Source organism: Streptomyces griseus (assembly GCF_900460065.1).
GTDB lineage: Bacteria > Actinomycetota > Actinomycetes > Streptomycetales > Streptomycetaceae > Streptomyces > Streptomyces griseus.
Genome location: NZ_UAVD01000040.1, coordinates 1 through 19,107 on the forward strand (window position 1 = coordinate 1; position 19,107 = coordinate 19,107).

Genomic DNA, 19,107 nt, shown 5'->3' on the forward strand with positions numbered 1-19,107 from the left:
TTCACCGCGGTGCCCTGGCTCCGCGACCACCTCCAGGGCGAGATCCAGACGTTCCTCGACGAGACCGACGTCGACCCCATGACCTTCCTGGAACGCCTCCGCGAGGCCGCCCAGTCCCTCTCCGGCGCCGGACGGCCCGAGGGCGAACAGGGCGAGAGCGACAGCCGGAGCCTCGTCGACATCGTCCAGACCCCCGCCCAGCGCGAAGTCCTCGGCCGCCTCACGGCCGTCATGTCCCTCCTCGAAGGGCACGCGGACTTCGTGATGGACGGCGTCGGCCCCGACGTCGTCGGCTCCGTCTCCGAGATCCGCGAGAAGTTCCAGCAGCGCCGCGCCCAGGGCGCCGGCCGCCTCGACCAGGCCCTGCGCAGGCTCCTCGGCCTGGACGCCAAACTCCGGCAGTACAAGGACGGCGAGAAGTTCGTACGATCGGTCGTCGAAGAGGTCGGCATGGACGGCTTCAACCGCGTCTGGACCTCACCGAACACCCTCCCGACCAAGGCCGAGATCGCCCAGCCCGCCGACTGGGTCGCGCGGGTGCACCGTAAGGCCGAATCCTGACCGCCGGACCGTCCGGATACTCCCGGAGGACCGATATTGGCCCTCCAATCACCCATCCGAGGGACCATGGAGGCATGGGAAGGCGTGCAATGCTCGATGAACAGCTCACCTCTGTCACCATCGACGCACTCTGAGTGACGGGACGCACCCGTTCCGGCGCTCGACGCTCCTCCCGAACTCCACGAAGGGCACCGGACATGGGTCCCCATCCTGCGGTCGCGGCGATACGCCTGGCGGTCCGCCGCGTACTCCACGACGTACTCACCGAATTCCACCGGCACGCCGACCTCGGCCGGCCGGCCGACGCGGCGAGGCGCCCCGCGCACGCCGCCCGCTCCCGCTATGCCGAGGCCGGCACCGCGGGAACCCCCCGCACCGCCCTCCCCGACCGGCCCGGGACCCCGCTCGTCCTCGTCGCCTGCTCCGGCGGCGCCGACTCCATGGCACTCGCCTCCGCCCTCGCGTTCGAGGCCCGCAAGCTCGACGTCCGGGCGGGCGGCATCACCGTCGACCACAACCTCCAGCCGGGCTCCGGCCTCCGCGCCGCCGAGGTCGTCACCCGGCTCACCGCCATGGACCTCGACCCCGTCGAGGCCGTCGCCGTGCACGTCGGACGCGAGGGCGGCCCCGAGGCCGCCGCCCGCGACGCCCGCTACGCCGCGCTGGACGCCGCCGCCGAACGCCACGGCGCCGCCGCCGTCCTGCTCGGCCACACCCGCGACGACCAGGCCGAGACGGTCCTCCTCGGCCTCGCCCGCGGCTCCGGCATCCGCTCGCTCTCCGGCATGGCCGCCGCCTCCGGGCCGGCCGGCCGCTACCGCCGCCCCTTCCTCCAGCTCGACCGGCAGGCCGTCCGCAAGGCCTGCCTGGTCCAGTCCCTGCCCGTCTGGGACGACCCGCACAACATCGACCCCGCCTACACCCGCTCCCGGCTCCGCCACGAAGGCCTGCCCGCCCTGGAGAAGGCGCTCGGCAAAGGCGTCGTCGAAGCCCTCGCCCGCACCGCCCAGCTCTCCCGCGACGACGCCGACGCCCTGGACACCTGGGCCGCCGAGGCCGAGCTCTCCGTACGCGACGAGACCGGCCGCCTGGAGTGCGCCAAGCTCTACGTCCTGCCGCCCGCGGTGCGCCGCCGGGTGCTGCGCCGCGCGCTGATCGAGGCCGGGGCGCCCGCCGGCTCCCTCTTCGCCCGGCACCTCGAAGAAGTCGACCGCCTGATCACCGGCTGGCGCGGCCAGCGGGCCATCAACCTGCCCGGCCGCGTCGAGGCGATGCGGCAGGGTGGCAGACTGGTCATTCGGCAGAGCTGACGCGCGAGCGGCTGAAGTGCAGGCGAACAGCCGGCCCGGCCCGGGGCGCTTTCCCGGGCCGGCAGGCAGAGAAAGAGACGTGGGTGAACGAGAAGGACATGGGTACCGACCTTCAGTCGGTGCTCCTCACCAAGGAAGAGATCGACGCGAAGCTCGTCGAGCTGGCCGCGAAGATCGACGCGGAGTACGCGGGCAAGGACCTGCTGATCGTCGGCGTCCTCAAGGGCGCGGTGATGGTCATGGCGGACCTGGCGCGCGCGCTGTCCACCCCCGTCACGATGGACTGGATGGCCGTCTCCTCGTACGGGGCGGGCACCCAGTCGTCCGGCGTCGTCCGGATCCTCAAGGACCTCGACACCGACATCAAGGGCAAGCACGTCCTGATTGTCGAGGACATCATCGACTCCGGTCTGACGCTGTCCTGGCTGCTGTCCAACCTGGGCTCCCGGGAGCCGGCCTCGCTGGAGGTCTGCACCCTGCTGCGCAAGCCGGATGCCGCAAAGGTCGCGATCGATGTGAAGTGGATCGGTTTCGACATCCCCAACGAGTTCGTCGTCGGCTACGGGCTGGACTACGCGGAGAAGTACCGCAACCTGCCCTTCGTCGGCACGCTCGCCCCGCACGTCTACGGCGGCTGACCCCGGCCGAACCGCCGGGGAACCCTCACCGCTGTCGGGCCGTTGAAGCTGCGAAAGCAGGTTTCTCCGCCGTACCCGGCAGTCGCGGGTGACGATGCTGGGGTACCGTCCGAAGAACAGTCTTTTCAAACAGCAGCATTTACCTACGGGCAGGAGGGACGGGGCGTCTTCGCTCCGTATGGATGGACGTGAAGCGATACTTCCGTGGGCCCGTCATGTGGATCGTGCTGGCCGTCCTCGCCGTGGTCGTGTTGATGCAGGTCGTCGGCTCGTCCGGCGGCCACAAGACGGTGGACACCGCCAAGGTGATCCAGGCGATCAGCAAGGACCAGGTGGAGCAGGCCAAGCTGACCACCGGTGACGAACAAATCCTCAAGATCGAGCTGAAGAAGGGCCAGAAGCTCGAAGGCGAGTCCGGCAGCAAGTTCCAGGCGAGCTACATCGGCAACCAGGGCGTCGAGCTCGCCGACACGTTGCAGCAGAAGTTCGAGAACGGCGACATCGAGAAGGGTTACACCGTCTCGCCGTCGAAGCAGTCCCCGTTCGTCTCGATCCTCCTCTCGCTGCTGCCCTTCGTCCTCATCGTGGTCGTCTTCCTGTTTCTGATGAACCAGATGCAGGGCGGCGGCTCCAAGGTCATGCAGTTCGGCAAGTCCAAGGCCAAGCTGATCACCAAGGACACCCCCAAGACGACCTTCGCCGATGTGGCGGGGTCCGACGAGGCGGTCGAGGAGCTCCACGAGATCAAGGAGTTCCTCCAGGAGCCGGCCAAGTTCCAGGCCGTCGGCGCCAAGATCCCCAAGGGCGTCCTGCTCTACGGACCGCCCGGCACGGGCAAGACGCTGCTCGCGCGCGCCGTCGCCGGCGAAGCGGGCGTGCCGTTCTACTCGATCTCCGGGTCCGACTTCGTCGAGATGTTCGTCGGCGTCGGCGCCTCCCGGGTGCGCGACCTCTTCGAGCAGGCCAAGGCGAACGCCCCGGCGATCGTCTTCGTCGACGAGATCGACGCCGTCGGCCGCCACCGCGGCGCCGGCATGGGCGGCGGTCACGACGAGCGCGAGCAGACGCTCAACCAGCTGCTCGTCGAGATGGACGGGTTCGACGTGAAGGGCGGCGTCATCCTGATCGCCGCCACGAACCGCCCGGACATCCTCGACCCGGCGCTCCTGCGCCCGGGCCGCTTCGACCGGCAGATCGCGGTCGACCGCCCGGACATGCAGGGCCGCCTGGAGATCCTCAAGGTGCACCAGAAGGGCAAGCCTGTCGCGGAGGGCGTCGACCTCGGCGCCGTCGCCCGGCGCACGCCCGGCTTCACCGGCGCCGACCTGTCGAACGTGCTCAACGAGGCCGCGCTCCTGACGGCGCGCAGCGACAAGAAGCTCATCGACAACGAGAGCCTCGACGAGGCCATCGACCGCGTCGTGGCGGGCCCGCAGAAGCGGACCCGGATCATGTCCGAGAAGGAAAAGAAGATCACCGCGTACCACGAGGGCGGACACGCCCTGGTCGCGGCGGCCTCCCCCCAGTCGGACCCGGTCCACAAGATCACGATCCTCTCCCGCGGCCGCGCCCTCGGTTACACGATGGTGCTCCCGGAGGAGGACAAGTACTCCACGACCCGCAACGAGATGCTCGACCAGCTGGCGTACATGCTGGGCGGGCGCGCGGCCGAGGAGCTGGTCTTCCACGACCCGACGACCGGCGCCGCGAACGACATCGAGAAAGCCACGGCGACGGCCCGCGCGATGGTCACGCAGTACGGCATGACGGAGCGTCTCGGCGCGATCAAGTTCGGCGGCGACAACTCGGAGCCCTTCCTGGGCCGCGAGATGGGCCACCAGCGCGACTACTCGGAAGAGGTCGCGGCCCTGGTCGACGAGGAGGTCAAGAAGCTCATCGAGACCGCCCACAACGACGCGTGGGAGATCCTCGTCGAGAACCGCGACATCCTCGACGCCCTGGTGCTCGAACTGCTGGAGAAGGAGACGCTGGGCAAGGACGAGATCGCGGAGATCTTCGCCCCCCTCGTCCGGCGTCCCGCCCGGCCCGCATGGACCGGATCCGCCCGGCGCACCCCGTCGACGCGGCCCCCGGTGCTCTCTCCCAAGGAGCTGGCCCTCACCAACGGCGCGTCGGTCGCCAACGGTTCGGCCACCCCGCCGGAGATCGCCCCGACGGACCTGACGAAGGACATCGCCCCGTCCACCGAGGCGATCCCCGAGGAGCGTCCCGACAGCAACGGTCAGTGAGCGCTCCGGTCCGGTGAGACGCCCGTCACGGGCCACCGCACCGGTTCCGGAATGCACGCCGCGCCCCCCAGGTTCTAGCCTGTGGGGGCGCGGCTTTTCCGTATGCCCGCGATGTCCGATCGCGAACCCGCGCACGGCACAGAGGAACGAGGCACAGATGACCGACCCGGTGACGCTGGACGGCCAGGGTTCGATCGGCGCATTCGACGAGAAGCGGGCCGAGGCGGCCGTACGCGAACTGCTGATCGCCGTCGGAGAGGACCCGGACCGCGAGGGCCTGCGGGAGACGCCGGGGCGGGTGGCGCGGGCGTACAAGGAGATATTCGCGGGCCTCTACCAGGAGCCCGAGGACGTTCTGACGACCACGTTCGACCTGGGCCACGACGAGATGGTGCTGGTCAAGGACATCGAGGTGTTCTCGACATGTGAACACCACCTGGTGCCGTTCAGGGGCGTCGCGCACGTCGGCTACATCCCGGCCACCACCGGGAAGATCACCGGCCTCTCCAAGCTGGCCAGGCTGGTCGACGTGTACGCCCGCCGTCCCCAGGTCCAGGAGCGGCTCACCACCCAGATCGCCGAGTCGCTCATGTCGATCCTGGAGCCGCGCGGCGTCATCGTCGTCGTCGAGTGCGAGCACATGTGCATGTCCATGCGAGGCATCCGCAAGCCCGGGGCGAAGACGCTCACCTCTGCGGTCCGCGGCCAGCTCCGCGACCCCGCGACCCGCGCCGAGGCGATGAGCCTCATCATGGCGCGCTGACACCTCTGGAACACGCGGTACGCCCGTGGCGACCGCCCTACGCCGCAGCCGCCCCCGTGCCGTCGTGGTCGTTGCCGTCCTCCGGGAGGCGGCAGACGCGTTCCAGGAAGAGTGCGGCGGCGACGACCGCGATGCCGGCCACCACCGCCGCGCCCGCGTAGATGGCCTGGTCGCGGCGGGGCGGGATGTCGAGGTAGCTCAGAAGGAAGACGCCCGTGCCGCCGTACATGCCGGCGACGAGGGCGGCGACCAGCGCGCTCGCCTGGCCGAAGACGAGCGCGCGGGCCGCGAACAGGGGCTCGACCCCCTTGGCGCCGGGGCGGCGCTCGCGCTGGGCGCGGAGGCGGGTGCGGGTGGAGAGCGCGGTAGCGAGGAGGATCGCCGCGATCACGGCGAGCACGATCGACGCGGCCAGCGGGACGCTCGGCAGGGTGCCGACGGAGTCCCAGAGGCGGGCCCCGCCCCAGGAGAGGACGCCGGCGGCGGCGAAGAGGCCCGCCAGTACCCCGAGCCGTAGTTGCTTCACCGAGTGAGCCGCCCTTCGCGCCGCGTGTGCCCGGTCCGGCCGTGCGCCGGACCACCGTCCGTCGAGCCTAACGATTACTCCGGCAGGCGCAGTTCCAGGTCGGCGCGGGGCAGGACGCCGTCGCGGCCGACCTCGGCGAGGAGCTGGGCCACCGGGCCGGCGCCGGGCAGTTGGGCCTCGGGGTCGATGTCGTGCCAGGGGGCGAGGACGAAGGCCCGCTCCTTGGCGCGCGGGTGGGGGAGCGTGAGCACCGGGTCGTCGGAGAGGACGTCGGCGTACGCCACGATGTCGACGTCGATGGTGCGCGGGCCCCAGCGCTCCTCGCGGACCCGGTCGAAGGCCTCCTCGACGGCCTGGCCGCGCTCCAGCAGGGAGGCGGGGGGCAGGGTCGTCTTCACGAGGATGACGGCGTTGAAGTACGAGGGCTGGGAGTCCGCCTCGACGCCCCAGGGCTCCGTCTCGTACACCGGGGAGACGGCCTTGACCCGGAGGCCCGGGGTGTCCTCCAGGGCGTCGACGGCCCCCTGGAGGGTCTCCAGCCGGTTGCCCAGGTTGGAGCCGAGGGAGATCACGGCCATCTTGGGGTTGGAGAGCGTGACGTCGGCCGCGTCCACCTGCCGGACGACGGCGGTCGGAACCGGCTGTACGGTCGGGTCGCTCTGCCCTGCGGTGGAAAATGCAGTCATGCTCGGCTCCGGGTGATGGTGATGGTCACGTCGTCGAAGGGGACGGTGATCGGTGCGTCCGGCTTGTGCACCACGACCTCGACCTCCTGGACGCCTTCGTGCTTCAGGCACTGCTGGGCGATGCGTTCGGCGAGCGTCTCGATCAGATCGACGGGTTCGCCGGTCACCACGTCGACGACCTCCTCGGCCACCACGCCGTAGTGCACGGTGCGGGCCAGGTCGTCGGTGGCTGCCGCGGGGCGGGTGTCGAGGCCGAGCACCAGGTCGACGATGAAGGTCTGGCCCTCTTCCCGTTCCCGGGGGAAGACGCCGTGGTGCCCACGGGCCTTGAGGCCGCGCAGCGCGACACGATCCACGCGAATCACTCCTGCTGTCGTTGGTCGAGAGGCACCCGGCCGCGTGCGGGCGGCGAGGTGCCTTCTTTCGAATCTACCTGCGAGCACCGACGGTGCTCGCCCGTGGGGGCCATGGACAGCGCCTCACCGGGCTGGTAGCCGCCCATACCCGGTGGTCATCGGTTCCAACCCCTGGGGGCTCCGTACCCACTCAGGAGGGTGTTTCCCCGTCGTCCTCCTCGTCGGATTCGGTCAGGACGGGTGACCCGTGGTGGGACCAGAGTTTCCAGCCGTCGGCGGTGCGCCGGAACACGTTCGTGGCGACGACCAGCTGGCCCACCAGCGGGCCCAGCGCGTCGCCCTCCTCGGCGGGGCCGCCGCTGAGGATGTTCTCGGTGCAGGTGACCAGGGCGGTGTCCTCGGTCATCGAGATGTTGACGTCGGTGAGGAAGAACTGGATGTACTCGGTGTTCGCCATGATCAGGGCGTAGCTGCGCAGTACGTCGCCCCGGCCCGTGAGGACCGGCCAGCCGGGGTGGACGCAGGAGACGGTGAGGTCCTCGCCCGGCAGCCACCGGCCGGAGAGCTCGTCGTGGTCGCCGCGTTCCAGCGCCTCGTAGAAGGCGGTGTTGGCCGCCTCGACCTCCGCGATGTCGGCGGCGGCCCGTGCGTGTTCCTCGTTCACGCGGCTCCCTCGACCGCGCGGGCGACGCGGACGGCGTCGGCGGTGGCCCGTACCTCGTGGACCCGGACGGCCCAGGCCCCGGCCGACGCGGACAGCGCGGAGACGGCGGCGGTCGCCGCGTCGCGTTCGCGGGCGGGCGGCGGGGCCGAGCCCGGCCCGGCCAGCACGTGCCCGAGGAAACGCTTGCGGGAGGCGGCCACCAGCAGCGGGCGGCCCAGCGTGTGCAGCCCGGCCAGGTGCGCGACGAGCGACAGGTCGTGGGCGGCGTCCTTGGCGAAGCCGAGGCCGGGGTCGATGACGATGCGCTCGGGGGCGACGCCGCCCGCGACCACCGCGTCCATCCGCTGCCGCAGCTCGTCGAGGACCTCGGCGACCACGTCCCCGTACACCGCGCGGCTGTTCATCGACTCGCTGAAGCCGCGCCAGTGCATCACGACGAACGGGACCTCGGCGGCGGCGACGGCCGGGATCATGTCCGGGTCGGCGAGGCCGCCGCTGACGTCGTTGACCAGGACGGCCCCGGCGGCGACGGCCTGCTCGGCGACGCGGGCGCGCATGGTGTCCACGGAGACGGTGACGCCCTCGGACGCCAGCCCCCGCACGACCGGGACGACCCGGCGCAGCTCCTCGGCCTCGTCCACCCGGCTCGCGCCGGGGCGGGTCGACTCGCCGCCCACGTCCACCAGGTCCGCTCCCTCGGCCACCAGGTGCAGGCCGTGTTTGACCGCGGTCGTGGTGTCGAACCACCGGCCGCCGTCGGAGAAGGAGTCGGGCGTGACGTTGACGACGCCCATGACCGCGCAGCGGTCCCACTCCGGCAGTCCTCGGACCGTGCCCCGCGTGCGTGTCGTACTCATACGACCAGACTAGGACCTGTCGTACACCGCGTCCGACGCCGTCACGTCCCGTAGGCCGCCGTCACGCCGCGCTCGCCCCGTGCTCCTGGGACCGGTGGAGGGCGTGTCCGCACGGGAGCGGGCGGCGGGGGCGGAACGGGCGGGGCAGCGAGAGGTTCACGAAGCCCTCCGCCCGCATCGCCGCGATCCCGATGCGGGGCAGGTCGCGACTGGTGCGGAAGACCACGAAGCGGGGCTCCCAGCGGGGCTTGAACTTGGCGTTGAACTTGTACAGCGACTCGATCTGGAACCAGCGGGAGAGGAAGATCAGCAGTCCCCGCCAGCAGCGCAGCACCGGTCCCGCGCCGAGCCGCTCGCCGCGGGCCAGCGCCGACCGGAACATCGCGAAGTTCAGCGAGACCCGCTCGACGCCGAGCTTCCCGGCGGCCTGGAGGGAGGCGACGATCAGGAGCTCGTTCATGCCGGGGTCGGCGGACCGGTCGCGGCGCATCAGCTCCAGGGACATGCCGTCGCGGCCCCAGGGGACGAAGTGGAGGACGGCCTTCAGGTCGCCGTGCGGGGAGTCGTCCGTGCCGGAGCCGGTCAGGTGGGCCGTGGCGATGACGCAGTCGCCGTCGGCCGGGTCGCCGATCCGGCCCAGCGCCATGGAGAAGCCGCGTTCGGTGTCGGTGCCGCGCCAGTCGGCGGCGGCGCGGCGGATCCGGTCCAGTTCGGTGTCGCCGATGTCACGTGCCCGCCGGACCCGGGTCTCGTAGCCGTTCCGTTCGATGCGCTTGACCATCTGGCGCACGTTCCGCATGGCCCGTCCGGAGAGGGAGAAATCCGCCACGTCCACCACCGCCTCGTCGCCGAGTTCCAGGGCGGTGAGTCCGGTCTCGCGGGTCCAGACCTGGCCGCCGGTCTCGCTGCACCCCATCACGGCGGGGGTCCAGGAGTGGGCCCGCGCCTCGTCCATGAAGCGTTCGATCGCGCCCGGCCAGGCCTCCACGTCGCCGATGGGGTCGCCGCCGGCCAGCATCACCCCGGAGACGACCCGGTAGCAGACGGCTGCCTTGCCGCTGGGGGAGAAGACGACGCCCTTGTCGCGGCGGAGCGCGAAGTGGCCGAGCGAGTCCCGGCCGCCGTGCCGCTCCAGGAGGGCCCGCAGCCGGCTCTCGTCGTCCTCGGTGAGGCGGGCGGCGGGGTGTTCGGGGCGGAAGGCCAGGTAGATGGTGGTGACGGCGGTGAGCAGGCCGAGCGCGCCCAGCGAGTAGGCCACGGTCCAACCGGTACGCCCGGCGTAGTCGATGGGCCCCTCGACGCCGAACAGGCCGTACAGCACGTGCTGGAGGCGGTCGGCGATGGACGGGTCGCCGATGACCCGGCCGGGGTGCACGCTCACGATGATCAGCCCGAGTCCCAGCGAACCGGCCCCGAGCAGGACGAAGTTGGCGAGCGCGCGCCAGCGGCTGCGGGGGTCGGGGAGCGCCCGGAACTGGTCCCGGTGGCGCACCAGCAGCCAGCAGAGGGTCAGGGAGACGATCACCCCGACGATCGAGTGGCGGTACGCGAACTGGGCCGCGGCCCCCGCGGGCAGCAGGATCACCGCCGCGCGCCAGGCCCGCCGCTTGTGCCGCTTCAGCCCGTGGGCGAGCAGGAGCAGCAGCATGCCCGCGCTGAGCGAGAGCGCGGCGGCGAACGGGCCGAGCGCTCCGGGGAGCACCTCGGCGAGGGTGTGCATCCGGCTGTGCCGGAAGCGGGGGAACACCCCGGCGGCGACGTCGATCAGGCCGACGACGGTGCAGGCGGTGCCGACGAGCGCGGGTACGGACTCGGGGCGCGGCCCGCGGAGCAACCGGCGTACGCGCTGCGGAACCGACACCGAATTATCCCCATCTAGCGTGACAGACATCGTTTCCCGTGGCTTCGCGAGAGATTCCTTGAGCCCGGCGGGGAGCCCCGCGGACGGTGTGCGCCCTCTAGGACGTGGGTCGGGGAGCGCGGGTTCACCCACATTCCGGAAATTTCCCGTATCCGGTCCGCGTAAGGAAGCACGGAGAAAGCACGCTCATGGGTCTCACCAGCTCCGCCGTTCTGGCGGTCGTGGCGGCGGTCGCCGTCGCGCTGTTCGCCGCCACGGTCGGGCTCTGGCCGCGGCTGGCCCGGCCCGGGGCCGCCGCGGTGTCGGGCCGGGTCGGGCTGCTGCTGGCGACCCAGTTGACGCTGTTCGCCGCGGTGGGGCTGGCCGCCAACAACGCCTTCCTCTTCTACGGTTCCTGGGCCGACCTCTTCGGCCGGCAGCAGGACCTCGGTGTGGTCACCGAGCACGCGGGGAACGGGTCGGCGTCGCGGCACATGACGCGGATCGGCACCCAGCACCCGGACGTGCCGGGCGGCCGGGTCCCCTCGGTGGGCGGGCGGATCGACAAGGTGGTGGTCTCCGGGCGCACCTCGGGCATCGAGTCCCCGGCGTACGTCTATCTGCCGCCGGAGTACTTCCAGGGGGCGTACGCCGGGCGGACGTTTCCGGCGGCCGTGGTTCTGACCGGTTACCCGGGCACGGCGGAGAACCTGCTGAAGGGGCTGCGCTACCCGCAGACGGCGCATGAGCGGGTGAAGGCGGGGAAGGCCCGGCCGATGATCCTGGTGATGCTGCGGCCGACGGTCGCGCCGCCCCGGGACACCGAGTGCGTGGACGTGCCGGGCGGCCCGCAGACGGAGACGTTCTTCGCGAAGGACCTTCCCGAGGCGATCGGGCAGTCCTACCGGGTCGGGGAGAGGGCCCGCGACTGGGGCATCATCGGCAACTCGACCGGTGGCTACTGCGCGCTGAAGATCGGGCTGCACCACCCGGACCGGTACGCGGCGAGCGTCGGGCTCTCGGCGTACTACAAGGCGGCCGAGGACCCGACGACGGGCGACCTGTTCCACGGGAACGGGGAGCTGCGCGACCGGGCCGACCTGCTGTGGACCCTGGAGAACCGGCCGCCGTCCGGCGGTTCGTTCCTGGTGACGACCTCCCGGCGGGGCGAGGACAACCTCGGGAGCACGATGGAGTTCATCGGGAAGGTGAAGGCCCCCGCGAGGGTGTCCTCCATCGTGCTCGACAGCGGTGGGCACAACTTCACGACCTGGCGGCGGGAGATCCCGCCGGCCCTGGAGTGGCTGAGCGCCCGGCTCGGCGAGGACTGAGGCGGGCCGGTCCCCGCGAACCGGACGGCCCGGCCCCCGCGAACCGGACGGTCCGGCCCGGCCCGGTCCGGTCCGTCCTACGCGGTCGCCACCGTCTCCACCGCCACCTCCGCGCGCGGTACGTCCTGGGCGTCGGCGTCGATCGAGCGGCGCAGGGCCTCGTGCAGCCGGGAGGGCGTCAGCACCCCGAGGAAGCGGCCCTCGCTCTCCTCGTCGATGACCGCGATCCAGCCCGCGTCGTGCTGGAGCATGGTGGCGAACGCCTGCTTGAGGGGCGCGCCGAGCGGGAGCCAGGCCTCCATCCGGCGGGCGTGCTCACGGACGGTGCCCTTCGCGGTGGTGGTGGTGGCCGCGTCGGCGGGGATCCAGCCGTGGAGGTTGTCCCGGCCGTCCAGGACGACCGCCCAGCGCGCGCCCTCGGACCTGAGCCGCTCGGTGGCCGCGGCCAGCGGGTCGTCCAGGTGGACGACCGGCGGCTGGTCGAGGTCGCTCATCTCGATGGGCGTCACCGAGAGCCGCTTGAGCCCGCGGTCCGCGCCGACGAAGTCGGCCACGTACGGGGTCGCGGGGGCGCCGAGCACGGTGGCCGGGGAGTCGAACTGCTCGATGCGGCCCTGCCCGTAGACGGCGATCCGGTCGCCGAGGCGGACGGCCTCCTCGATGTCGTGCGTGACGAACAACACGGTCTTGCGGACCTGGGCCTGGAGTTTCAGGAATTCGTTCTGGAGGCGTTCGCGGACGACCGGGTCCACCGCCCCGAAAGGCTCGTCCATCAGGAGGACGGGCGGATCGGCGGCCAATGCGCGGGCCACGCCGACGCGTTGGCGCTGGCCGCCGGAAAGCTGTTCCGGATAGCGGTCGCCATAAACGGACGGATCGAGTCCGACGAGGTCGAGGAGTTCGGCGGCGCGTTCGCGTCCCTTTCCGCGCTTCCAGCCCAGCAGATGGGGAACGGTCGCGGTGTTCTCCAGCACCGTCCTGTGCGGGAAGAGGCCGACCTGCTGGATCACATAGCCGATGCGACGGCGCAGTTGGACGGGGTCGATGGTGGATATGTCGTCCCCGTCGAGGAATATCACGCCCTCGGTCGGTTCGATCAGCCGGTTCACCATCTTCATGGTGGTCGTCTTGCCGCATCCGGAAGGTCCGACGAGCGTGACCAGTTCACCCTCGGCGACCTCGAAGGAAAGGTCGTCGACGGCGGTGGTGCCGTCGGCGTACCGCTTGGTGACGTGCTCGAAACGGATCATGGTTCCCCATTGTGGAGGGCGAATCGTGAAGGCCATGTTGCCGGAATGCGACAGCCCTCCGCGATGGTCAGTGGTCGAGGATAGGCTCGCCAGTCATCAGTTCGATCCCGGGCGATCCGGGCAGACGGGGAAAGCAGGAGGTGGGGGCGGATGGCCGAGCAGAACTGCCTGGTGACGAACGACTGGATCTGCGGGGAGTATCTGCGCTCCCGCGGCCAGGAGCTGACCGACGCGACCGTGCAGCACATCGGGATCACGGTGGTCTCGGTGCTGATCGGGCTCGCGGTGGCCTTTCCGCTGGCGCTGCTGGCACGCCGGGGCCGGCGCTTCGCCGGGCCGGTGCTCGGGCTGACGACCGTGCTCTACACGGTGCCCTCGCTGGCGATGTTCTCGCTGCTGCTGCCCCTGTTCGGACTGTCGGCCGCGCTCGTGGTCACGGGGCTCGTGCTCTATTCGCTGACCATCCTCGTGCGCAACATCCTGGCCGGGCTCGAAGCGGTGCCCGAGGAGGCCAGGGACGCCGCCCGCGGCATGGGGTACGGGCCGGGGCGGCTGCTGTGGGAGGTGGAGCTCCCGCTGGCACTGCCCGCGGTGATGGCGGGGCTGCGGATGGCCACCGTGTCGACGGTCGCGCTGACCACGGTCGGCTCGCTCGTCGGCAAGGGGGGCCTCGGCAATCTCATCGAGGACGCGCTGCCCAGCTTCTTCAAGGCCCAGGTGCTCACCGCCGCGGTCCTGTGCGTGCTGCTCGCGGTGGCGGCGGACCTGCTGCTGCTCGGCCTCCAGCGGCTGCTGACGCCCTGGACCCGGATATCCGGAGCGGTCGGGGCCGCCCCGGCGAAGACGGACGCGGGACCGCCCGCCCCGGCGACAGTGAAGGCGGGCTGACCCGTGGGAGTCATCGGCGACGCCTGGACCTGGCTCACCACCGGGGCCAACTGGTCGGGCGACGGCGGGGCCGCGCACCGGCTCGGCGAGCATCTGTACGTGAGCGGGGTCGCCCTCGCGGTGGCCTGCGCGATAGCCCTGCCGCTCGCCCTGTATCTGGGGCACGTCGGCAGGGGCGGAGCGCTCGCGGTGAACATCTCCAACGTGGGGCGGGCCGTCCCGGTCTTCGCGGTGCTCGCCCTGTTCATGCTCACCCCCCTGCGCAACTCAGGTTACTGGCCCACGATCATCGCGCTGGTGCTGTTCGCGGTGCCGCCGCTGCTGACCAACGCCTACGTCGGGATGCGGGAGGTGGACCGAGCCGTGGTGGAGGCCGCGCGCGGCATGGGGATGTCGGGCGGGCAACTCTTCGTCCGGGTCGAGCTGCCGCTCGCCTACCCGATGATCATGACCGGGCTGCGGTCCGCCGCCGTCCAGGTCGTGGCCACCGCGTCGATCGCCGCGATGGTGGGCCTCGGCGGTCTCGGCCGGATCATCACCGCCGGGTTCAACACCTATGACACCGCCCAGGTCTTCGCGGGCGCGATCCTGGTCGCCGCGCTGGCCCTGCTGGTGGAGGGGGCGCTGGTGGCGCTGGACCGGGTGCTCTCACCGCTGCGCCGCCGCCGGACCGTGTGACGGGCCGGGCGGCCCCCTCGACTTCCTTTGGTCATCCTTTTCGGTTCGGACGGAGAACAGACATGAGCAGAACCTCGCGCATAGCCGGAGCGGTCATCGGCGTGGTCGCCCTGGCAGGGTCGCTGGCGGCCTGCGGCGGCGACAGCCTGGAGCAGGAGAAGGGCTCCGGCTCCTCGGGCGGCGGCAGCGAGAAGGGCTCCCTCGTCGTCGGCTCGGCCTCCTTCACCGAGTCCAAGGTGCTCGCCGAGCTGTACGCGCAGATCCTCGGCGACGCCGGGTACGACACCTCGATCACCACGGTGAAGAACCGCGAGCTGTACGAGCCCTCGCTGGAGAAGGGCGAGATCGACGTCGTCCCCGAATACGCCGCGACGATCACCGAATTCCTCAACGCCAAGGTGAACGGGGCGGAGAAGGCCCAGAGCACCCCCCTCGCATCCCCTGACGCCGACGCCACGGTCGCCGCGCTGGAGAAGCTCGCGGGCCCGCTGGGCCTCAAGGTGCTCCCGGCCGGGAAGGCCGTCGACCAGAACGCTTTCGCGGTCTCGAAGGAATTCGCCGAGAAGAACAAGCTCACGACCCTTTCCGATCTCGGGAAGTCGAAGCTCGAGGTGAAGATCGCGGCGGGCGACGAGTGCGAGGTGCGGCCGTTCTGCGCACCCGGTCTGAAGAAGACGTACGGCATCGACGTCACCGGTATCGACCCCAAGGGCGTCGGCACCCCGCAGTCCAAGCAGGCGGTCCGCGACGGCAAGGTCCAGCTGGTCCTGACGACGACCACGGACGCGGTGCTGGACGGGCTGGTCTTCCTGGAGGACGACAAGAAGCTGCAGAACGCCGACAACGTCCTGCCGGTCCTCAACGCCAAGGACGCGGGCTCCCCGGAGATCGCCGCCGCGCTCGGAAAGCTCACCGACGCGCTCACCACGGAGGATCTCGCGGAGCTGAACCGCAAGGTCGACGCCGAGCGCGCGAAGCCCGCCGATGTGGCCAAGGAGTATCTGGAGACGAAGGGGCTGATCGAGAAGTAGGGCTCGGACGGAGGGCATTTCGGGGGCCGTGAGGTAACCGGCGGAGAACAGATTGCCGACCGGCCCCCAAGTGGCGCGTACACACGGTAAATTTCAGGCCATGCCACGTGGACGCCACCGCCATTCGCCACCCCTCCACAGAATCCTGCCCCCCTCCGTGGTGGCGGGAGTGTCGGTCGTCGGTGCCGCCGGCGCCTGGCTCCTGACCGAACCCCTGGTCCTGCGCGGCCTGGTGGCCGCCGTGGCGGCCGCCGCCGTCACCGGCGCGTATCTGATGCGCAGCTGGGACCGGGCGGCGGGGCTGCGGGTCGCCGAGCTGACCCGGGCCCGCGCCGGTGACGAGTGGCGGGCCGAGGAGCGGATAGCCGAGCTGGAGCAGGATCTGGAGGAGTCGCGCGAGCTGCGCACCCGGCTGGAGACCAAGCTCCGCCGCAAGCGCGTCGAGCTCGCCGGGCTGCGCGGTGAGCACGCCGGACTGCTCCGCCGCTACGCCAACGCCGAGACCGAGCGGGCCAGCGCGCTGGAGGGCCGCAGGCAGCTCGCCATCGAGGCCGCGGCCCCCAAGGAGCTGCTGCCCGCACGGTCCACGCCGACCCCCGAGTCGTACCGGCGCGCGGACGAGGCCCTGATGAACCTCACGCGCAACGCGGCCCTCCAGGAGACCCGCAGGACGGTGGAGGCGGTCCGGCGGCGCCAGGCCGCCGTCGAGGACCGGCACCAGGACGAGGACCGGCACCAGGACACGGAGGGCGAGGGCCCGCGGGGGAAGCACGCGGCGGCCCCCGGGCCGGGCGGGCAACGGGACGAGCAGCTCCGCCGCCCCGCCACCCCCGTGCCCGCCCCGGCGCTCCCGAGCGCGCAGGCCCCGGCCTCCGTCGCGCCGGTGCCCGTGCCGCGCGCGATTCCGGCCGCGTCCGCCGTCGTCCCGTACGCCGCGCGCCGCAACCCGGCACCCCAGGGCAACTTCGACTTCTTCGGCGCCCAGAACGGCCAGCACGCCCAGAACGGCCAGAGTGCCGCGAACGCCCACAGCGCCGCGAACGCCCAGAAGGTGAACGCCGCGATCGAGTCCGTGCAGAACGAGGACCTCGCGGACGTCGTCGGCGAGGAGGCGCTCGCGGCCCACCGCACGGGAGCCGTCGACAACCGGGCCGTGGGCAAGGTCATCGACCTCACCGCGCACGACGAGACCGAGCAGATCGAGGTGGCGGAACTGCGCGGCGCGGTCTGAGGACCCCTACTTGTCGATGTCGCCCACGACGAAGAACAGCGAGCCCAGGATCGCCACCATGTCGGCGACCAGGGTGCCCGGCAGCAGTTCGGTGAGCGCCTGGATGTTGTTGAACGACGCGGAGCGCAGCTTCAGCCGGTAGGGCGTCTTCTCGCCCTTGGAGACCAGGTAGTAGCCGTTGACGCCGAGCGGGTTCTCCGTCCAGGCGTAGGTGTGGCCCTCGGGGGCCTTGAGCACCTTGGGCAGCCGCTGGTTGATCGGCCCCGGCGCCAGGTGGGCCATCCGGTCCAGGCAGGCGTCCGCCAGGTCCAGGGAGTTGAGGGTCTGCTCCAGCAGGCACTCGAAGCGGGCCAGGCAGTCGCCCTCGGTCCGGGTGACCACCTTCAGGGTGTCCCGCAGCTCCCCGTACGCGAGATAGGGCTCGTCGCGCCGCAGGTCGAAGTCGACGCCCGAGGCGCGGGCGATGGGCCCCGACACCCCGTACGCGTGCACCGCCGCGGCGGACAGCACGCCCACGTCGCGCGTACGGCCCCGGAAGATCTCGTTGCCGAGGACGAGGTTCTCGTACACGTCCATGCGGGAGCGGACGGAGGCGACGGCGTCGCGGACCCGGCCGGCCCAGCCCGCCGGGACGTCCTCCTTGAGCCCGCCGACCCGGTTGAACATGTAGTGCATCCGTCCGCCGGAGACCTCCTCCATCACCGCCTGGAGCTCCTCGCGCTCCCGGAAGGCGTGGAAGACCGGGGTGATGCCGCCGAGTTCGAGGGGGTAGGAGCCGAGGAACATCAGGTGGTTGAGGACCCGGTTCAGCTCGGCGAGCAGCGTCCGCGTCCACACGGCGCGTTCGGGGACCTCCATGCCGAGCATCCGCTCGACGGCCATCACCACGCCCAGCTCGTTCGAGAACGCGGAGAGCCAGTCGTGCCGGTTGGCGAGCATGATGATCTGCCGGTAGTCGCGGGCCTCGAAGAGCTTCTCCGCGCCCCGGTGCATGTAGCCGATGACCGGCTCCGCGTGCTGGACGCGCTCGCCGTCCAGCACGATCCGCAGCCGGAGGACCCCGTGCGTCGAGGGGTGCTGGGGACCGATGTTCAGCACCATGTCGGTGCTCTCCGCCGCTCCGCCGATGCCGATCGTCGTCTCCGTCATGCGGGACAGTATTCCCTGACCGGGGTCGGCGGCGGGGGTCACGGGGGCGGGGCCGGCAGCCCCACCCGGTGCAGCAGCCAGCCGAAGTCGCCGAGTCCGCCGCGCGCGGTCAGCTCCGCCGCCTCCCCCGCGGACGCCAGGGCCCGCACATAACCCGCCGGGTCGGTCGCGGCCAGGCCGATCGGCGGCCGGCCGCCGCCGACGCCCAGCCGGCGCAGCGCCGCCCGCTGATCGGTCAGCTCGGCGCCCGCCCCCGGCACCGCCGCCGCCACCGCCGCCGCGCAGGCGTCCAGCGCCACGTGCGCGGTCAGGTCGCACGAGCCGTCCGGCACCGGGCGCACCTCGCGCCCGTCCCGGAACCCGGCCAGCGTCCCGAAGGGCGGCCGGGCGCCCCGCACATGCGCGTAGTCCACCGCCACCGCGAGACCGGCGGTCAGGGAGCCGACCGCCCGCGCCCAGGCCGCGTCCCGGGTCCGGCCGATCTCCGCCCGCTCGCCCGGCGCGGTCAGCGGCCACCAGCGCTCCAGCCACGCCAGGTCCGCCCCGCTCACCGGCTCGCCGAGGCGCTCGGCGCCGTCCGAGGCCCGCACCCGGACGTACCGGGGGACGCCGTCCGGGTCCGCCTCCGCCACCTCGGCCGGAACGTTGTCCAGCCACTCGTTGGCGAACAGCAGCCCGGTGACCCCCTCGGGCGGCTGCGCGCACCACTCGATCCGGGGGTCCAGGCCGGGCGGCCGGGCGGCGACCTCGACGGCGTACGCGGTCACGTCCGGCCGCCAGGGCAGCGCGTCCAGCGCCGCCAGGACCCCGGTCGGCAACTCGCCCCGCCCCGACCCGACGTCGACCAGGGCGACCGTGCCGGTGCCCAGCTCCCGCGCCGTTCCGGTCAGCAGCCGGGCCACCGCCGCCGCGAAGAGGGGCGAGGCGTGGACCGACGTACGGAAGTGGCCCGCCGGCCCCCGCGGGCTCCGCGACGGGCTGCGATAGAAGCCCTCGTCCCCGTACAGAGCGGCCTGAGCCGCCTCCCGCCAACCGCGCCACTCGTCCGTCACCTGGCCAAGTCTCCACCTTGGGGAGTACGGTCCCGGGACCCGGATCG

Annotated in this window: 19 protein-coding genes; 10 read left to right on the forward strand and 9 right to left on the reverse strand. The window is 71.8% G+C overall.

Features of this window, described 5'->3' with window-relative positions; genetic code table 11:
- The 5 genes from DTB53_RS29555 to folE form a co-directional block, all read left to right on the forward strand.
- Positions 1-561 (forward strand): zinc-dependent metalloprotease (locus tag DTB53_RS29555; RefSeq protein WP_172595307.1); only part of this gene is annotated, 561 nt, incomplete at its 5' end.
- 197 nt (positions 562-758) lie between these two features.
- Positions 759-1,871: a tRNA lysidine(34) synthetase TilS gene (tilS, locus tag DTB53_RS29560; protein ID WP_003968261.1), complete on the forward strand. Its 1,113-nt coding sequence runs from the start codon at positions 759-761 to the stop codon at positions 1,869-1,871.
- A gap of 98 nt (positions 1,872-1,969) precedes the next feature.
- The gene (gene hpt, locus DTB53_RS29565; protein ID WP_003968263.1) at positions 1,970-2,509 is read left to right on the forward strand and encodes a hypoxanthine phosphoribosyltransferase; all 540 of its coding nucleotides are present in this window, start codon (positions 1,970-1,972) and stop codon (positions 2,507-2,509) included.
- A 182-nt stretch (positions 2,510-2,691) separates the two neighbouring features.
- Positions 2,692-4,758 carry an ATP-dependent zinc metalloprotease FtsH gene (ftsH, locus tag DTB53_RS29570; RefSeq protein WP_003968264.1) on the forward strand — a complete coding sequence of 689 codons (2,067 nt, stop codon included), beginning with the start codon at positions 2,692-2,694 and terminating at the stop codon, positions 4,756-4,758.
- A gap of 157 nt (positions 4,759-4,915) precedes the next feature.
- Positions 4,916-5,521: a GTP cyclohydrolase I FolE gene (gene folE, locus DTB53_RS29575; protein WP_003968265.1), complete on the forward strand. Its 606-nt coding sequence runs from the start codon at positions 4,916-4,918 to the stop codon at positions 5,519-5,521.
- A 37-nt stretch (positions 5,522-5,558) separates the two neighbouring features.
- On the opposite strand, the gene DTB53_RS29580 is transcribed toward folE, so the two are convergent.
- From DTB53_RS29580 to DTB53_RS29605, 6 genes are all read right to left on the reverse strand, one after another.
- The gene (locus DTB53_RS29580; RefSeq protein WP_003968266.1) at positions 5,559-6,047 is read right to left on the reverse strand and encodes a DUF3180 domain-containing protein; all 489 of its coding nucleotides are present in this window, start codon (positions 6,045-6,047) and stop codon (positions 5,559-5,561) included.
- Positions 6,048-6,121: 74 nt separating this feature from the next.
- Positions 6,122-6,733 (reverse strand): 2-amino-4-hydroxy-6-hydroxymethyldihydropteridine diphosphokinase, encoded by a 612-nt coding sequence (folK, locus tag DTB53_RS29585; protein ID WP_003968267.1) that lies wholly within the window; start codon positions 6,731-6,733, stop codon positions 6,122-6,124.
- The gene (gene folB / locus DTB53_RS29590; protein WP_003968268.1) at positions 6,730-7,089 is read right to left on the reverse strand and encodes a dihydroneopterin aldolase; all 360 of its coding nucleotides are present in this window, start codon (positions 7,087-7,089) and stop codon (positions 6,730-6,732) included. The genes folK and folB overlap by 4 nt, the downstream gene beginning before the upstream one ends.
- Before the next feature lie 190 nt (positions 7,090-7,279).
- Positions 7,280-7,753: a nuclear transport factor 2 family protein gene (locus DTB53_RS29595; protein WP_012380352.1), complete on the reverse strand. Its 474-nt coding sequence runs from the start codon at positions 7,751-7,753 to the stop codon at positions 7,280-7,282.
- Complete coding sequence (gene folP / locus DTB53_RS29600) at positions 7,750-8,610, reverse strand: dihydropteroate synthase (RefSeq protein ID WP_012380353.1); 861 nt, start codon at positions 8,608-8,610, stop codon at positions 7,750-7,752. The genes DTB53_RS29595 and folP overlap by 4 nt, the downstream gene beginning before the upstream one ends.
- A 61-nt stretch (positions 8,611-8,671) precedes the next feature.
- Positions 8,672-10,501, reverse strand: a complete 1,830-nt coding sequence (locus tag DTB53_RS29605) for a phosphatidylglycerol lysyltransferase domain-containing protein (protein ID WP_012380354.1) — start codon at positions 10,499-10,501, stop codon at positions 8,672-8,674.
- 158 nt (positions 10,502-10,659) lie between these two features.
- On the opposite strand from DTB53_RS29605, the gene DTB53_RS29610 reads away from it, so the two are divergent.
- Positions 10,660-11,781 (forward strand): alpha/beta hydrolase, encoded by a 1,122-nt coding sequence (locus DTB53_RS29610; RefSeq protein WP_012380355.1) that lies wholly within the window; start codon positions 10,660-10,662, stop codon positions 11,779-11,781.
- Positions 11,782-11,858: 77 nt separating this feature from the next.
- Here DTB53_RS29610 and DTB53_RS29615 read toward each other — a convergent pair whose 3' ends face one another.
- Positions 11,859-13,031 carry an ABC transporter ATP-binding protein gene (locus tag DTB53_RS29615; RefSeq protein ID WP_012380356.1) on the reverse strand — a complete coding sequence of 391 codons (1,173 nt, stop codon included), beginning with the start codon at positions 13,029-13,031 and terminating at the stop codon, positions 11,859-11,861.
- 150 nt (positions 13,032-13,181) lie between these two features.
- Here DTB53_RS29615 and DTB53_RS29620 point away from each other — a divergent pair, with 150 nt between their 5' ends.
- The 4 genes from DTB53_RS29620 (at position 13,182) to DTB53_RS29635 (ending at position 16,859) form a co-directional block, all read left to right on the forward strand.
- Positions 13,182-13,919 carry an ABC transporter permease gene (locus DTB53_RS29620; protein ID WP_003968274.1) on the forward strand — a complete coding sequence of 246 codons (738 nt, stop codon included), beginning with the start codon at positions 13,182-13,184 and terminating at the stop codon, positions 13,917-13,919.
- Positions 13,920-13,922: 3 nt separating this feature from the next.
- Positions 13,923-14,597 (forward strand): ABC transporter permease, encoded by a 675-nt coding sequence (locus tag DTB53_RS29625; protein ID WP_003968277.1) that lies wholly within the window; start codon positions 13,923-13,925, stop codon positions 14,595-14,597.
- A gap of 62 nt (positions 14,598-14,659) precedes the next feature.
- Positions 14,660-15,628 carry an ABC transporter substrate-binding protein gene (locus DTB53_RS29630; protein WP_012380357.1) on the forward strand — a complete coding sequence of 323 codons (969 nt, stop codon included), beginning with the start codon at positions 14,660-14,662 and terminating at the stop codon, positions 15,626-15,628.
- A gap of 100 nt (positions 15,629-15,728) precedes the next feature.
- Entirely contained in the window at positions 15,729-16,859 is a 1,131-nt protein-coding gene (locus DTB53_RS29635) for a hypothetical protein (RefSeq protein WP_012380358.1), read from the forward strand.
- A 6-nt stretch (positions 16,860-16,865) separates the two neighbouring features.
- On the opposite strand, the gene DTB53_RS29640 is transcribed toward DTB53_RS29635, so the two are convergent.
- Positions 16,866-18,008 carry an NADH-quinone oxidoreductase subunit D gene (locus DTB53_RS29640; RefSeq protein WP_003968280.1) on the reverse strand — a complete coding sequence of 381 codons (1,143 nt, stop codon included), beginning with the start codon at positions 18,006-18,008 and terminating at the stop codon, positions 16,866-16,868.
- Between the two features lie 38 nt (positions 18,009-18,046).
- Positions 18,047-19,060 carry an SAM-dependent methyltransferase gene (locus DTB53_RS29645; protein ID WP_012380360.1) on the reverse strand — a complete coding sequence of 338 codons (1,014 nt, stop codon included), beginning with the start codon at positions 19,058-19,060 and terminating at the stop codon, positions 18,047-18,049.
- Between the last annotated feature and the right edge of the window lie 47 nt (positions 19,061-19,107).

Bases quoted from the DNA above. Each gene is read 5' to 3' on its own strand.
- ftsH (WP_003968264.1), top strand. From the start codon at position 2,692: ATGGACGTGAAGCGATACTTCCGTGGGCCCGTCATGTGGATCGTGCTG.
- DTB53_RS29610 (WP_012380355.1), top strand. From the start codon at position 10,660: ATGGGTCTCACCAGCTCCGCCGTTCTGGCGGTCGTGGCGGCGGTCGCC.
- DTB53_RS29640 (WP_003968280.1), bottom strand. From the start codon at position 18,008: ATGACGGAGACGACGATCGGCATCGGCGGAGCGGCGGAGAGCACCGAC.
- DTB53_RS29615 (WP_012380356.1), bottom strand. From the start codon at position 13,031: ATGATCCGTTTCGAGCACGTCACCAAGCGGTACGCCGACGGCACCACC.
- DTB53_RS29630 (WP_012380357.1), top strand. From the start codon at position 14,660: ATGAGCAGAACCTCGCGCATAGCCGGAGCGGTCATCGGCGTGGTCGCC.
- folE (WP_003968265.1), top strand. From the start codon at position 4,916: ATGACCGACCCGGTGACGCTGGACGGCCAGGGTTCGATCGGCGCATTC.
- tilS (WP_003968261.1), top strand. From the start codon at position 759: ATGGGTCCCCATCCTGCGGTCGCGGCGATACGCCTGGCGGTCCGCCGC.
- DTB53_RS29635 (WP_012380358.1), top strand. From the start codon at position 15,729: ATGCCACGTGGACGCCACCGCCATTCGCCACCCCTCCACAGAATCCTG.
- folK (WP_003968267.1), bottom strand. From the start codon at position 6,733: ATGACTGCATTTTCCACCGCAGGGCAGAGCGACCCGACCGTACAGCCG.
- folP (WP_012380353.1), bottom strand. From the start codon at position 8,610: ATGAGTACGACACGCACGCGGGGCACGGTCCGAGGACTGCCGGAGTGG.
- DTB53_RS29605 (WP_012380354.1), bottom strand. From the start codon at position 10,501: ATGTCTGTCACGCTAGATGGGGATAATTCGGTGTCGGTTCCGCAGCGC.
- DTB53_RS29620 (WP_003968274.1), top strand. From the start codon at position 13,182: ATGGCCGAGCAGAACTGCCTGGTGACGAACGACTGGATCTGCGGGGAG.
- hpt (WP_003968263.1), top strand. From the start codon at position 1,970: ATGGGTACCGACCTTCAGTCGGTGCTCCTCACCAAGGAAGAGATCGAC.